Source organism: Thermobispora bispora DSM 43833, from assembly GCF_000092645.1.
Taxonomy (GTDB): Bacteria; Actinomycetota; Actinomycetes; order Streptosporangiales; family Streptosporangiaceae; genus Thermobispora; species Thermobispora bispora.
Genome location: NC_014165.1, coordinates 2,129,635 through 2,144,537, shown reverse-complemented (window position 1 = coordinate 2,144,537; position 14,903 = coordinate 2,129,635). Strand labels below are relative to the sequence as shown.

The window sequence follows — 14,903 nt, the reverse complement described above, 5'->3', positions numbered from 1 at the left end:
CCGCGCTCAGCGATCGGTGCCGCGCTCGCGGCGGCGCAGGTAGCGCTCGAACTCCGCGGCGATCGCCTCACCGCTCGCCTCGGGCAGGCCGGCGGCGTCCTTGCGCTCCTCCAGCTCCCGCACGTACTCGGCCACCTCGCTGTCCTGGGCGGCGAGCTCGTCGACCCCGTGCTCCCAGGCCCGGGCCTCCTCGGACAGGTCCCCGTACGGCATGGGGATGTCGAGCAGGTCCTCGATGCGGCGCAGCAGCGCCAGCGTGGCCTTGGGGTTCGGCGGCTGCGCGACGTAGTGCGGCACCGACGCCCACAGGGAGACCGTCTGCAGCCCGGCCGCGCTGAGGGCGCCGTGCAGCACCCCGACGATCCCGGTCGGGCCCTCGTACGTGGTCAGCTCGAGGTTGTAGGAGCGGGCGATCCCCGGGTCGCTCGCCGTGGCCATGACCGAGACCGGGCGGGTGTGCGGCGAGTCGTTGAGCAGGGCGCCGAGCAGGATCGCCTGCTCCACCCCCAGGTCCTGGCAGAGCCCGATGATCTCCGCGCAGAAGGAGCGCCAGCGCATGTTCGGCTCGATCCCGCGGAGCAGGACCACGTCCCGCCCGGCCTCCGGCGGCCGGGCGAGCAGGAGGCGGGTCGTCGGCCAGACGATGTTCCGCTGCCTGCCCTCCCCGATCTCGACGAACGGCCGGGTCACCTGGAAGTCGTAGTAGTCCTCCGGGTCGAGCTCGACCAGAGGGGTCGCCTTCCACTCGGCCTCCAGGTGGGTGATGACGCCCGTGGCCGCTTCGGCGGCGTCGTTCCACCCCTCGAACGCGGCGATCATCACCGGGTCGACGAGCTCGGGGAGCCCTTCGATCTCGATCACGCGCCGCCTCCCTCGTACACGCTTGCTCACCCCAAGACTATTCCTTGGGGCAAGCCGGACGTCACTCCCGTCTCATCAGCCGTCATACCCGCCGAGGCGGCGGCGAGCCCCCGGCCGCGCGGCGCACCGTCCGGCATGTGATCAACGCCCGCGGTCGCGCGGGGCGTGCCGATAGGCTTTTCCCCATGACCGGCAGACCGTCCTTCCGAGAAGCGCTGTCCGAGCGGATCCTGGTCGCCGACGGGGCCATGGGGACGATGCTGCAGTCCTACCACCCCACCATCGAGGACTTCCAGGGGCACGAGGGCTGCAACGACGTGCTCAACGTGAGCCGCCCCGACATCGTGCGCTCCGTGCACGACGCCTACCTCGCGGCCGGCGTCGACTGCATCGAGACCAACACCTTCAACTCCAACCAGGCCGCGCTCGGCGAGTACGGGATCGCCGACCGGATCTACGAGCTCTCGGAGGCCGGTGCCCGGCTGGCGCGGGAACGGGCCGACCACTGGTCCACGCCCGACCACCCGCGGTACGTCCTCGGCTCGATGGGGCCGGGGACCAAGCTCCCCACGCTCGGGCATCTGCCGTACGCGCTCCTCCGCGACGCCTACGAGCAGAACGCGGCCGGTCTCATCGCGGGCGGGGTCGACGCGCTGATCATCGAGACCTGCCAGGACCTGCTGCAGGCGAAGGCCGCGATCGTCGGGGCGAAACGGGCGATCGCCAAGGCCGGCCGCGACGTGCCGATCATCGCCCAGGTCACCATCGAGACCAACGGGACGATGCTGCTCGGGACCGAGATCGGCGCGGCGCTCACCTCGCTCGAGCCGCTCGGCATCGACCTGATCGGCCTCAACTGCGCCACCGGGCCGGCCGAGATGAGCGAGCACCTGCGCTACCTCGCCAAGCACGCCCGGGTGCCGCTCTCGTGCATGCCTAACGCCGGGCTGCCCGAGCTGACGGCCGAGGGCGCCCGATACCCGCTCCAGCCGGAGGAGCTCGCCGAGGCCCACGTCACCTTCATCCGCGAGTTCGGCCTCTCCCTGGTGGGCGGCTGCTGCGGCACGACGCCCGAGCACATGCGCACGGTGGTGGAGCGGGTCGCCGGGATGACCCGGTCGGCCCGCCGCCCGCGCCCGGAGGCGGGCGCCGCCTCGCTCTACCAGCACGTGCCGTTCCGGCAGGACACCTCCTGCCTCATGATCGGCGAGCGGACCAACGCCAACGGCTCCAAGGCGTTCCGCGAGGCGATGCTCGCCGGGCAGTACGACGAGTGCGTGGAGATCGCCCGGGCCCAGGCGCGCGACGGGGCGCACATGCTCGACCTGTGCGTCGACTACGTGGGCCGGGACGGCGTCGCCGACATGAAGGAGCTGGCCTTCCGGTTCGCGACCGCCTCGACCCTGCCGATCGTGCTCGACTCGACCGAGCCCGCCGTGCTCGAGGCAGGGCTGGAGATGCTCGGCGGCCGGGCGGTGGTCAACTCGGTGAACTTCGAGGACGGCGACGGCCCGGACTCCCGGTTCACCAAGGTGATGCGGCTGGTCAAGGAGCACGGCGCCGCCGTGGTCGCGCTCACCATCGACGAGGAGGGCCAGGCCCGCACCGCCGAGTGGAAGGTCCGGGTCGCCACCCGGCTCATCGAGAAGCTGGTGAACGAGTGGGGCATGCGGCCGGAGGACATCCTCGTCGACTGCCTCACCTTCCCCATCGCCACCGGCCAGGAGGACAGCCGCCGGGACGCGCTGGAGACCATCGAGGCGATCCGGGAGGTCAAGCGCCGCTACCCGGACGTGCAGACCACCCTGGGCATCTCGAACGTGTCGTTCGGCCTCAACCCGGCCGCCCGGGTGGTGCTCAACAGCGTCTTCCTCAACGAGTGCGTCAACGCCGGGCTCGACTCGGCGATCGTGCACGCCTCGAAGATCCTGCCGATGAACCGGATCCCCGACGAGCAGCGCCAGGTCGCGCTCGACCTCATCTACGACCGCCGCCGGGAGGGGTACGACCCGCTGCAGCGGTTCATGGAGCTGTTCGCCGACGCCGACGCCGCGTCCATGACCGCGGGGAAGGCGGCCGAGCTCGCCGCGCTGCCGCTGTGGGAGCGGCTCAAGCGGCGGATCATCGACGGTGAGCGCAAGGGCCTCGAGGACGATCTCGATGAGGCGCTCACCCAGCGGCCCGCCCTCGAGATCATCAACGACGTCCTCCTCGACGGCATGAAGACCGTGGGGGACCTGTTCGGCTCCGGCCAGATGCAGCTCCCGTTCGTGCTCCAGTCGGCCGAGGTCATGAAGAGCGCGGTCGCCTACCTGGAGCCGCACATGGAGCGGGTCGAGGGCGTCTCCAAGGGCCGGATCGTGCTCGCCACGGTCAAGGGCGACGTGCACGACATCGGCAAGAACCTCGTCGACATCATCCTGTCGAACAACGGGTACGAGGTGATCAACCTCGGCATCAAGCAGCCCATCTCCGCCATCATCCAGGCCGCCGAGGAGAAGCAGGCCGACGTGATCGGCATGTCCGGCCTGCTGGTCAAGTCCACGGTGGTGATGAAGGAGAACCTCGAGGAGCTGAACGCCCGGAAGCTGGCGGCCAAGTACCCGGTGATCCTCGGCGGCGCCGCGCTCACCCGCGCGTACGTCGAGCAGGACCTCGCCGACATCTACGAGGGGGAGGTCCGCTACGCCCGGGACGCCTTCGAGGGGCTCCGCCTCATGGACGCGATCATGGCGGTGAAGCGCGGGGAGAAGGGCGCGTCGCTTCCCCCGCTCCGCACCCGCCGGGTGAAGCCCGGGGCCGTGCTCCGGCGCACCCCGGCCGACGAGCTGCCCCGGCGCTCCGACGTGGCCACGGACAACCCGATCCCCCGGCCCCCGTTCTACGGCGACCGGGTGGTCAAGGGCATCCCGCTCGCCGACTACGCGGCGTTCATCGACGAGCGGGCGCTCTTCATGGGCCAGTGGGGGCTCCGGCCGAGCCGCGCCGAGGGCGGCCCCTCGTACGAGGAGCTCGTCGAGACCGAGGGCCGGCCACGGCTGCGGATGTGGCTGGAGCGGCTCCACACCGAGAACCTGCTCGAGGCCGCGGTCGTCTACGGCTACTTCCCCTGCGTGAGCGAGGGCGACAGCCTGATCATCCTCGATGAGGACGGCGGGGAGCGGCTCCGGTTCACCTTCCCGCGCCAGCGCCGGGACCGGCACCTGTGCCTCGCCGACTTCTTCCGGCCGCGGGAGTCCGGGGAGGTGGACGTGGTCGCCTTCCAGGTGGTCACCGTGGGCCACCGCATCGGGCGGGCAACGGCCGAGCTGTTCGGCAAGGACGCCTACCGGGAGTACCTGGAGCTGCACGGGCTCTCGGTCCAGCTCACCGAGGCGCTCGCCGAGTACTGGCACGCGCGGGTCCGCTCCGAGCTCGGCATCGGCGGCGACGAGTCGCTCGAGGACATGCTCAAGGTGAACATCACCGGGTGCCGGTACTCGTTCGGTTACCCGGCCTGCCCGAACCTGGAGGACCAGGTTCACCTGATGACGCTGCTCGACCCCGCCCGGATCGGCGTGACCCTCTCCGAGGAGTACCAGCTCCACCCCGAGCAGAGCACCTCGGCCCTGATCGCCCACCACCCGGAGGCGAAGTACTTCAAGGTCTAGCCGTCCGGCGCTCCACGGCCCGGCCCGCGCCCGCCCGCGGCCATCTCTTTCCCGCCGGAACCGGTCCCGCCGGCCGCGGGACCGGTCCGGGCCGCACGCGGGCCGCGGCCGTACGGCACCCGCGCACGGCACCGCCGGGGCGGGGTGCGGCGCGGCCGGGCGGGCCGGGGCCGATCAGGAGGCTCCGGCCGCGCTTTACCATGGTGTGTCCCGGCACCGAGGTACGGGGGAAGGACACACGTGGACGTCGTGCTCTTCGACATGGACGGGCTGCTCGTCGACACCGAGCGGCTGTGGTTCGCGGTCGAGACCGAGGTGGTCGAGCGCCTCGGCGGATCCTGGGGGCCAGAGCACCAGCGGCAGCTCGTCGGCGGTTCGCTCAAGCGCGCGGTCGCCTACATGCTCGAGCACACCGGGGCCGACGTCGACCCGGACGTGGTGGCGGGGTGGCTGATCGAGGGCATGGAGCGGCGGCTCACCGAGTCGGTCGACCCGATGCCCGGCGCCATGGAGCTCCTCACCGCGCTGCGGGACGAGGGGATCCCCACCGGCCTGGTCACCTCCTCGCGGCGGCCGCTCGCCGACGCCGTGCTCAAGCACATCGGCCGGGAGCACTTCGACGTGGTGGTGACGGCGGACGACGTGTCCCACGCCAAGCCGCACCCCGAGCCCTACCTCACCGCCCTGGCGATGCTCTCCGCGGATCCGGCGCGTTCCGTGGCGCTGGAGGACTCGCCGAACGGCGTCGCCTCGGCGGTGGCGGCCGGATGCCGGGTGGTGGCCGTGCCCAGCCTGCTGCCGATCCCCGAGCAGCCCGGCGTGACCGTGCTCCCGGCGCTCACCCACGCCGACGTCGGCTTGCTCCGCTCGCTCGTCGGCTGAGCCGCCCGCCCCGCCGTCCGGGCGGCGGGGCAGGATGGAGGGGTAGGGCCGACCCGAGGGAGCCGACATGACCTTCGACCAGATCGCCTGGCTGCCGCTGTGCGCCACCCTGACCGCCGTGGGGCTGGTGCTCACCTTCCTCGCCTTCCGGCGCCGGGGCGCCGCCGCCGGGCTGCGCGGCCTCGCCTGGTCGCTGCTGCCGATGGCCGCCTACCTCACCGGCGCGCTGCAGACGCTGTGGACCATCGGCACCACGGTCGTCCGGTTCGTCACCGGCCTGGTCCTCTCCCCGGCGGTGTGGGCCGGGATCGTGCTCGCGGGCCTGTCGGTGCTCTGCTTCCTGATCTCCGGCGTGCTGCGCCGCCGGTCCGGCGCACGGGAGCGCACGGCCGGCCGGCGCGCCCCGGCCCAGGCGGCGGGGTCCGGTGAGCGGCCCGCGCTCGGCTCCCAGGCCCAGGCCCCGGCCGGGAAGGCCGACGACGACTTCGCGGAGATCGAGGAGATCCTCAAGCGGCACGGGATCAGCTGATCCGCTGCCGCTGGCGCGCCACACGGGATGGGCGTCCCGTCCGCCGGTGCCGCTCCATGGGGCATGGCGCCCGCGCCGGCGGCCTCGCCGGTGGCGTATTGCACGGGATGACCGTCCCGCCTTCCGATTCCGCTCCGTGGGACACGGCGCTCGCGCCTGCGGCATTGCCGGTGGCGTGTCGCACGGGATGGGCGTCCCGTCCGCCGGTGCCGCTCCGGGGACGTGCGCGTTCCGCCCCGGGCGTTCCCTCTTCGGCCTCGGGCGTTTCCTCTTCAGGACGTGGACGCTCGCCCCGAGGCGTCGCTTCGGATGTGCGCTCGCCCCGGACGCCCAACCCCCTGCCGTAGAGCCCTGGTCCCCTCCCTGAACCATCGGCCCTCGCGCATCGCCGGGACGCCCGGCCGGCGAGGCGCGCGCACCGGGCGAGCCCGCGCGGCCCGGTGCGGCATGCCGTACCCGGGTGAGCCCGCGGGGCCCGAGACGGCGTGCCGTCCCCGGGTGAGCGCGGGCGGACCGGCCGGGGCGATGCCGTCCCGGATGAGGCGCCCGGGTCACGGCTCGGCTCCTCCGCCGAGGCGGCCCCGCCGCCCGAGCAGGTCGCCGGGGCGCTGCGGCTGCGAATCGGTTTCGGAACTCCATCGGTTCCGCGACGGAAATGTCACAGTCTCGGCACACGGTGACGATTGATTTCTGACATTTTCCGGGTGTTCGATACGGAAGAATTGCGCCCTAATCACAGTTGAGCCACAGGCCCGGTCCGGGGATTGGAATCCCGAAATGACCCCCTAAATTTCGCTTCGAGGTCGCATGCCACGCGACCGGGGAAATCGTCGACTGGGATTCAGGGGGCCGCGCCGATGACCGCACCGCTCGACGTCTCCGCAGGGGAGCCGCGCGCCGAACCCGGAGTCGCAGGCGGTGGCGGTACGCCCATCCGCGGCCGATCCCTCGGCCAGATCGCGTGGATGCGGCTCAGGCGCGACAAGGTCGCCATGGGCGGCGGTCTCGTCGTGATCTTCCTGGTGCTGGTGGCGATCTTCGCGCCGGTGATCGTGGACTGGTTCGGCCACCCGCCGAACGAGTTCCACCAGGAGATGATCGACCCCGCGACCATGCAGCCCAAGGGCGGTACCGGCATCAGCAAGGAGTTCCTCTTCGGCGTCGAGCCGGTCAACGGCCGCGACCTGTTCAGCCGGGTCGTGTACGGGGCGCGGATCTCCCTGCTGATCGCCTTCTTCGCCACCCTGGTGTCCGTGGTCATCGGGACCACGCTCGGCGTCATCGCCGGCTACTTCCGCGGCTGGGTGGACACCCTGATCAGCCGGGCCATGGACGTCTTCCTCGCCTTCCCCCTGCTGGTCCTCGCCATGGCCCTCGTCGGCGTGCTCGGTCAGTTCGAGACGGAGCTGGGGGTCAAGGGCGACACCCTCCGCATCCTCCTGCTCATCTTCGTCATCGGTTTCTTCAACTGGGCGTACATCGGCCGGATCATCCGCGGGCAGACGCTCTCGCTGCGCGAGCGTGAGTTCGTCGACGCGGCGCGCTGCCTCGGCGCGAGCGGGCCGTACATCCTCTTCCGGGAGATCCTGCCGAACCTGATCGCGCCGATCCTCGTCTACGCGACCCTGCTGATCCCGCAGAACGTGCTGTTCGAGGCGGCGCTCTCCTTCCTCGGCGTGGGCGTCCAGCCCCCGACCCCGACGTGGGGCGGGATGCTCGCCTCGGCCGTGCGGTACTACACGGTCCCGCACTTCATGTTCTTCCCCGGCATGGCGATCTTCATCACCGTGCTGGCCTTCAACCTCTTCGGTGACGGGCTGCGCGACGCGCTCGACCCCAAGTCGTCCCGATGATCTCAACGGTCCCCGGCTCCCCAGGGCAAGGAGTGGTACGAGAAATGAAGAAGCGACTGGCCAGGCCCGCGGTCACCGCCGCCCTAGCCGCCCTCACGCTGGGCGTCTCCGCCTGCGGCGGTGGCGGCGGGGGACAGAGCACCGGCGGTGGATCCGCCTCGTCCGGCGACGGGTTCAACGCGGCTCTGGAGAAGGTGGTCAACCCTTCGGACAAGAAGGGCGGCACCCTGAAGATGGCGATCACCGAGGCGTGGGACTCCATCGACCCCGGTGACACCTACTACGCCCTCTCGTGGAACCTGCTCCGGCTCTACGGGCGGCCGCTCGTCACCTACAAGCCCGCCCCGGGCGCGGAGGGCCGCGAGCTCGTCCCCGACCTGGCCGAGAGCCTCGGCACCCCGTCCGACGGCGGCAAGACCTGGACCTACCGGCTCCGCGAGGGCCTCAAGTTCGAGGACGGCACCCCGATCACGTCCAAGGACGTCAAGTACGCGGTGCTCCGCTCGCTCGACAAGAAGACCTTCGTCAACGGCCCGACGTACTTCAACGACTGGCTCGACCTGCCGAAGGACTTCGTCAGCGTCTACGAGACGCCGGACGTCAACACCGACCAGGCGATCGAGACGCCGGACGACCGGACGATCGTCTTCCACCTGAAGAAGCCGTACGCGGGCTTCGACAACTTCGCGGCGCTGCCGTCCACCGTCCCGGTCCCCAAGGACAAGGACACCGGGGTCAAGTACCGGCAGCACCCGATCGCCTCCGGGCCGTACATGTTCGAGAAGGTCGAGGAGGGCAAGCAGTACACCCTGGTGCGCAACCCGCACTGGGACCCGAACACCGACCCGATCCGCAAGGCCCTCCCGGACCGCATCGAGATCTCCCTCGGCGTCGAGGCGAACGACCTGGACAACCGCCTCATCTCGGGCGACGTCCACGTCGACCTCGCCGGCACCGGCGTGCAGGCGGCCGCCCTCGGCACCGTCCTGGGCGACCCGGCGCTCAAGGCGCGGGCGGACAACCCGACCAGCGCCCGCACCTGGTTCATCTCGATCCTCGACACCCCGCCGCTCGACAACGTCGAGTGCCGCAAGGCGATCATCTACGCGGCCGACCGGGTCGGGCTGCAGAACGCCTACGGCGGCGAGCTCCAGGGCGAGATCGCCACGGGCCTGATGCCGCCGTCGATCGACGGATGGCAGAAGCTCGACCTGTACCCCACGGGCACCGGTGACCTGGAGAAGGCGAAGGCCGCCCTCCAGGCCTGCGGCCACCCCGACGGCTTCGAGACCGTCATGGTCTACCGCTCGGACCGGCCGAAGGAGCAGGCCGCGGCCGAGTCGCTCCAGCAGGCGCTCGCCCGGGTCGGCATCAAGCTCACCCTGAAGGGCTACCCGACCAGCGACTACTTCGCCAGCTACGCCGGCAAGCCCGAGTTCACCCGGAAGAACAACGTCGGCCTCGCCGCCCACGGGTGGGCCGCGGACTGGAACGACGGCTTCGGCTTCCTGTCGCAGATCGTCGACAGCCGGACCATCCGCGAGTCCGGCAACTACAACCTCAGCGTGAAGAGCAAGGAGATCGACGAGCTGATCGACAAGGCCATGGCCGAGCCGGACAAGGCCAAGCGCGACGCCATCTGGGGTGAGATCGACCGGAAGGTCATGGAGGGCGCGTACGTCCTGCCGGCGGTGTGGGCCAAGGCGCTGCTCCTGCGGGGCAAGGGCGTGACCAACGTGTTCGTCACGGGCGCCTTCGACATGTACGACTACCTGAACATGGGCGTCGAGCAGCCGTAACCGTCGGGGCTAGGCATGCGGGGACCGGCCGGCACGGCCGGTCCCCCTGGCCGGGGGGACAATGGTCGCGTACATCATCCGGCGTCTGATCGCCGCGGTGCTCATGTTGATCATCGTGAGCATCGTCACCTTCTCGATCTTCTTCGTGGTTCCGCGGCTCGCCGGGGTCACGCCGCTCGACATCGCCAACCGGTACGTCGGCAGCAAGGGCGCCTCCGCGGAGACGGCGCAGGCCATCGCGGAGCGGCTGGGGCTCACCGACCCGCTCATCGTCCAGTACGGCCGGTGGATCAAGGGCGTCTTCCTCGGCACCGAGTACGACATCGGGGCCGGCGTGGAGCACTGCCCGGCGCCGTGCCTGGGCTACTCCTTCATCACCAAGCAGCCCGTCTGGCCGGAGCTGCTCGACCGGCTGCCGGTCACCATCTCGCTCGCGATCGGCGCGTCGGTCATCTGGCTGGTCACCGGCGTGGCCATCGGCGTGCTCTCCGCGCTCCGCCGCGGCTCCCTCTTCGACCGCGCCGCCATGGCCGTCGCCCTCGCCGGCGTGTCCCTGCCGATCTTCTTCACCGGGATGATGGCCCTGGTGATCTTCAGCTACCACTTCGGTATCACCGCCCCGGGCGGCAGCTACACGCCCTTCCTGGAGAACCCGCTGCGGTGGGCGTACGACCTGATCCTCCCGTGGGTCACCCTGGCCTTCCTGTACGCGGCCGGATACGCCCGGCTGACCCGCGCCGGAATGCTCGAGACCATGAGCGAGGACTACATCAGGACGGCGCGGGCCAAGGGCCTGCCCGAGTCCAAGGTGATCGTCAAGCACGGCCTCCGCGGCGCGCTCACCCCGATCGTGACGATCTTCGGCCTCGACCTCGGCCTGCTGCTCGGCGGCGCCATCCTGACCGAGAGCACGTTCTCGCTCCCGGGGATCGGGAAGTACGCGGTCCAGGCGATCGCCGCCAACGACCTTCCCAAGATCATGGGCGTGACCATGGTGGCGACGGTCTTCATCGTCGTCGCCAACCTGATCGTCGACCTGCTCTACGCCGTGGTCGACCCGAGGGTGAGGCTGACATGAGCTTTCTCGAGGTCAAGGACCTGCGGATCCACTTCCCGACCGACGACGGCCTGGTCAAGGCGGTGGACGGCCTGTCCTTCTCGCTGGAGCGCGGCCGGACCCTCGGCATCGTCGGCGAGTCGGGCTCGGGCAAGAGCGTCACCAGCCTCGGCATCCTCGGCCTGCACAAGGGCACCCGGGCCAGGATCTCCGGGGAGATCTGGCTCGACGGCGAGGAGCTGGTCGGCGCGAGCCCGGAGCGGGTGCGGGCGCTGCGCGGCAAGAAGATGGCGATGATCTTCCAGGACCCGCTGACCGCGCTGCACCCCTACTACACGGTCGGCGAGCAGATCATCGAGGCCTACCGGGTGCACCACAACGTGAGCAAGGCCGCCGCGCGCCGGCACGCGATCGACATGCTCGGCCGGGTGGGCATCCCGCAGCCGGACAAGCGGGTGGACAGCTACCCGCACGAGTTCTCCGGCGGCATGCGGCAGCGCGCGATGATCGCCATGGCGCTCTGCTGCGACCCGGAGCTGCTGATCGCCGACGAGCCGACCACGGCGCTGGACGTGACCGTGCAGGCGCAGATCCTCGACCTCATGCGGGATCTGCAGCGGGAGGTCAACGCCGCGCTGATCATCATCACGCACGACCTCGGGGTGGTGGCCGAGCTCGCCGACGAGGTCCTGGTGATGTACGCCGGCCGGTGCGTCGAGCACGGCACGGTGGAGGACATCTTCGAGCGGCCCGAGCACCCGTACACCTGGGGCCTGCTCGGCTCGATGCCCCGCCTCGACCGGGAGCCGTCCGAGCGGCTCATGCCGATCAGGGGGCTGCCGCCCTCGCTCATCAACGTGCCGCCCGGCTGCGCCTTCCACGTCCGGTGCGACTACCCGGACCGCGTCGGCGAGCGGTGCCGGACCGAGGTGCCCGACCTGCTGCAGACCGGGCCCGGGCACGCGCTCCGCTGCCACCTGGACCGGGCCGAGCGGCGGGCCATCTGGGAGAACGAGATCAGACCGAGACTGGAGGCGTCGTGAGCCGGCGGAACGGCGCGGCGGCCGGGCCGCCGGACGGGGAGAGGCGGATGGAACGCGGCGAACCGCTGCTGTCGGTGGAAGGGCTGGAGAAGCACTTCCCGGTCACCCGGGGCCTGTTCAAGCGGGAGGTGGGGGTGGTCCGGGCGGTGGACGGCGTCACCTTCGACGTGCGCAAGGGCGAGACCCTCGGCCTGGTGGGCGAGTCGGGGTGCGGCAAGACCACGACCGGCCGCCTGATCACCCGGCTGCTCGAGCCCACGGGCGGCCGGATCGTCTTCGACGGCCGTGACATCACCCACCTGTCGCAGCGGGCCATGCGGCCGCTCCGCCGCGACATCCAGATGATCTTCCAGGACCCGTACAGCTCGCTCAACCCCCGGCACACGGTCGGCGCGATCGTGGGCGCGCCGCTGCGGATCCAGAAGGTCGCGACGGAGAAGGGCATCAAGGCGACCGTCCAGGAGCTCCTGGAGCGGGTCGGCCTCAACCCGGAGCACTACAACCGCTACCCGCACGAGTTCTCCGGCGGCCAGCGGCAGCGGATCGGCATCGCCCGCACCCTCGCGCTGCGGCCCAAACTGATCATCGCGGACGAGCCGGTGTCCGCGCTGGACGTGTCGATCCAGGCCCAGGTGATCAACCTGCTGGAGGACCTGCAGCGCGAGTTCGACCTCACCTACGTGGTGATCGCGCACGACCTGTCGGTGGTCCGGCACATCAGCGACCGGGTCGCCGTCATGTACCTCGGCAAGATCGTCGAGATGGCCGACCGGAAGAGCCTGTACGAGTCGCCCCGTCACCCGTACACCAAGGCGCTGCTGTCGGCCGTGCCGATCCCCGACCCCAGGCACCGCGAGCGGCGGGAGCGGATCCGGCTGCAGGGGGACGTGCCCTCCCCGCTCAACCCCCCGCCCGCCTGCCGGTTCCACACCCGGTGCTGGAAGGCCCAGGAGGTCTGCCGTACGGCCGAGCCGCCGCTGGTCGAGCTCGCGCCGGGCCACCGGGTGGCCTGCCACTTCCCGGAGGAGCCGCCGGCGCCCGCGCGGGCCGGCGGCCGGGAGGGTCAGGAGAACGCCCCGGGGACGACCAGCCCGGTCTCGTAGGCGAGCACGACCGCCTGCACCCGGTCCCGCAGCCCGAGCTTGGTCAGCACGTTGCCGACGTGCGTCTTGACCGTGGTCTCGCTGACCACGAGCTCGGCGGCGATCTCGGCGTTCGACATGCCCTTGGCGATCAGGCGGAGCACCTCGAGCTCCCGCTCGGTGAGCCGCTCGAGCAGCGCCGGGGTCGGCTGACGGTCAGCCGGGGGGAGGAGCGCGGCGAACTTGTCGAGCAGCCGCCGGGTCACGCTCGGGGCGACGATCGCGTCGCCGGCGGCGACCACCCGGATCGCCTGCACCAGCTCGTCCGGGGGCACGTCCTTGAGCAGGAAGCCGCTCGCCCCGGCCCGGAGCGCCTCGACGATGTACTCGTCCAGGTCGAAGGTGGTGAGCACGAGCACCCGGGGGACGTGCCCGCCCTTCTGCTCCCGGACGATGCGGCGGGTCGCCTCGATGCCGTCCACCCCGGGCATGCGGATGTCCATCAGGACCACGTCCGGGAGCAGCGCCCTCGCCTGCTCCAGGGCGGTGGCTCCGTCACCCGCCTCGCCGACGACGGTGATGTCCTGCTCGGCCTCGAGAATGAGCCGGAACCCCGTGCGCAGCAGCGGCTGGTCGTCGGCGAGCAACACGCGGATCGTCATGTTCCATCCTTGAGGGGGAAGTGGGCGCGGACCTCGAAGCCTCCGCCGGGGCGGGGCCCGATCCGCAATCGTCCACCATAGAGCGCCACGCGCTCGCGGATGCCCACCAGGCCGTGACCGCCCCCGGTGCCGCCGGCGGCGGGCTTGCCGTCCGGCCGGCCGCCGTCGTCCTCCACGTGCACGGTGAGCTCGCCCGGGTCGTACCGGACGGTCACCCAGGCCTGGGCGGACGGGCCGGCGTGGCGCAGGCTGTTGGTCAGGGCCTCCTGCACCAGGCGGTAGGCGGCGAGGTCGATCCCGGGCGGAAGGGGCCGCGCCACGCCCTCGACCCGGAGGCGGGCGGCGAGGCCCGCCTCGCGCATCTGCTCGACGAGCGCGGGCAGGTCCCGCATGCCCGGCTGCGGGGCGCGCTCGGCCGGGTCGCCGGTCCGGAGCACCCCGACGATGTTGCGCATCTCGGCCAACGCCGCCCGGCCCATCTGCTCGATGGCGGTGAGCGCGTCCCGGGCCGCGTCGGGCGCGTTGTCGAGCACCCGGCGCGCGGCCGCGGCCTGCACGGTCATGACGCTCACGTGGTGCGCCACCACGTCGTGGAGCTCCCGGGCGATGCGCGAGCGCTCCTCGGCCCGGGCGGCGCGGGTGTCGGCCTCCCTGGCCCGCTCCAGGCGGGCGGCCCGCTCCTCGAGCTCGGCGAGGTAGGCGCGGCGCAGCCGGGTGGTCCGGCCGATCAGCCAGCAGAGCGCGATGACCGTGCCGACCGCCAGGTGGCCGCGCCAGAAGAGCCCGCCAGGGACGAGCAGGACGTAACCGGCGTACCGCACCACGCACATGCCGAGGGCGAGCAGGCTCATCGCCAGGCCCCGCCCGGCCGATGCGGTGTAGAGCAGGATGAGCGCGGCCAGGCCGCTCAGCCCGGTGGGGTGGGCGAGCGAGTGGAGCGCCCATTCGGGCAGGGTGGTGAGCGCCAGGAGCAGCAGCGGCCGGCTCCGCCGGAAGGCCACGGGCAGCGTGCAGAGCGCGGCGAGCACCAGGCCGGTCGCGTCCGGCGGCCGCGTGACGGCCGGGGCGATGCCGAGCCAGCGCGCGAGCGGCTCCAGGCCCGGCAGCGTGATCAACGCGAGCGACGCCGCGGTGAGCGCCAGCGCGAGCACCGCGTCACCGAGCGGGGGGCCGGCCTGCAATCGGGAGCGGAGATCGGCGAGGGTGGGAGGCACGTAACACAATGTAGGCGTCGATCGTCCGGTTTTATCCTTCCCGGAGCGGGAGATGCGGCTCCTCCGCACGGAGGATCCGCACCGACCGCGGGATGTCCCGGCGGCCCGGCGAAGGCCCGGGGAACGGCCCGGCGCACACCCCCGGCCGGTCCGGCCGAGGGGCCCGGTGACGCCCCGGCACGAGGGCGGCCGCGGACGCCCGGGCGGGGTCCCGGCGGGGTGCGGCATGACCCGGCGCCCGGCCCGCGGCCCGGCTCCGGGCGCGGCCCCG

11 protein-coding genes are annotated in these 14,903 nt (G+C 71.7%); 8 read left to right on the top strand and 3 right to left on the bottom strand.

The window, feature by feature from the left end:
• Positions 1-6: 6 nt before the first annotated feature.
• Positions 7-861: a PAC2 family protein gene (locus TBIS_RS09195; RefSeq protein ID WP_013132100.1), complete on the bottom strand. Its 855-nt coding sequence runs from the start codon at positions 859-861 to the stop codon at positions 7-9.
• A gap of 185 nt (positions 862-1,046) precedes the next feature.
• On the opposite strand from TBIS_RS09195, the gene metH reads away from it, so the two are divergent.
• The 8 genes from metH (at position 1,047) to TBIS_RS09155 (ending at position 12,777) form a co-directional block, all read left to right on the top strand.
• Positions 1,047-4,511: a methionine synthase gene (gene metH / locus TBIS_RS09190; protein ID WP_013132099.1), complete on the top strand. Its 3,465-nt coding sequence runs from the start codon at positions 1,047-1,049 to the stop codon at positions 4,509-4,511.
• 240 nt (positions 4,512-4,751) lie between these two features.
• On the top strand, positions 4,752-5,393 hold the full coding sequence (locus TBIS_RS09185) for an HAD family hydrolase (RefSeq protein ID WP_013132098.1): 642 nt from the start codon (positions 4,752-4,754) through the stop codon (positions 5,391-5,393).
• A gap of 67 nt (positions 5,394-5,460) precedes the next feature.
• On the top strand, positions 5,461-5,922 hold the full coding sequence (locus TBIS_RS09180) for a hypothetical protein (protein WP_013132097.1): 462 nt from the start codon (positions 5,461-5,463) through the stop codon (positions 5,920-5,922).
• A gap of 857 nt (positions 5,923-6,779) precedes the next feature.
• Positions 6,780-7,775 (top strand): ABC transporter permease, encoded by a 996-nt coding sequence (locus TBIS_RS09175; RefSeq protein ID WP_013132096.1) that lies wholly within the window; start codon positions 6,780-6,782, stop codon positions 7,773-7,775.
• Positions 7,776-7,819: 44 nt separating this feature from the next.
• Positions 7,820-9,574 (top strand): ABC transporter substrate-binding protein, encoded by a 1,755-nt coding sequence (locus TBIS_RS09170; RefSeq protein WP_013132095.1) that lies wholly within the window; start codon positions 7,820-7,822, stop codon positions 9,572-9,574.
• Positions 9,575-9,635: 61 nt separating this feature from the next.
• Positions 9,636-10,652 (top strand): ABC transporter permease, encoded by a 1,017-nt coding sequence (locus tag TBIS_RS09165; protein ID WP_013132094.1) that lies wholly within the window; start codon positions 9,636-9,638, stop codon positions 10,650-10,652.
• Positions 10,649-11,674 (top strand): ABC transporter ATP-binding protein, encoded by a 1,026-nt coding sequence (locus TBIS_RS09160; RefSeq protein WP_013132093.1) that lies wholly within the window; start codon positions 10,649-10,651, stop codon positions 11,672-11,674. Before TBIS_RS09165 ends, TBIS_RS09160 begins: the two co-directional genes overlap by 4 nt.
• Before the next feature lie 47 nt (positions 11,675-11,721).
• Complete coding sequence (locus tag TBIS_RS09155; RefSeq protein ID WP_050760657.1) at positions 11,722-12,777, top strand: ABC transporter ATP-binding protein; 1,056 nt, start codon at positions 11,722-11,724, stop codon at positions 12,775-12,777.
• Here TBIS_RS09155 and TBIS_RS09150 read toward each other — a convergent pair.
• Together TBIS_RS09150 and TBIS_RS09145 are read right to left on the bottom strand one after the other, a co-directional pair.
• Entirely contained in the window at positions 12,738-13,418 is a 681-nt protein-coding gene (locus TBIS_RS09150; RefSeq protein ID WP_013132091.1) for a response regulator, read from the bottom strand. The two genes, TBIS_RS09155 and TBIS_RS09150, sit on opposite strands and share 40 nt — an antisense overlap.
• The gene (locus TBIS_RS09145) at positions 13,415-14,632 is read right to left on the bottom strand and encodes a sensor histidine kinase (protein WP_041431402.1); all 1,218 of its coding nucleotides are present in this window, start codon (positions 14,630-14,632) and stop codon (positions 13,415-13,417) included. The genes TBIS_RS09150 and TBIS_RS09145 overlap by 4 nt, the downstream gene beginning before the upstream one ends.
• Positions 14,633-14,903: the final 271 nt, after the last annotated feature.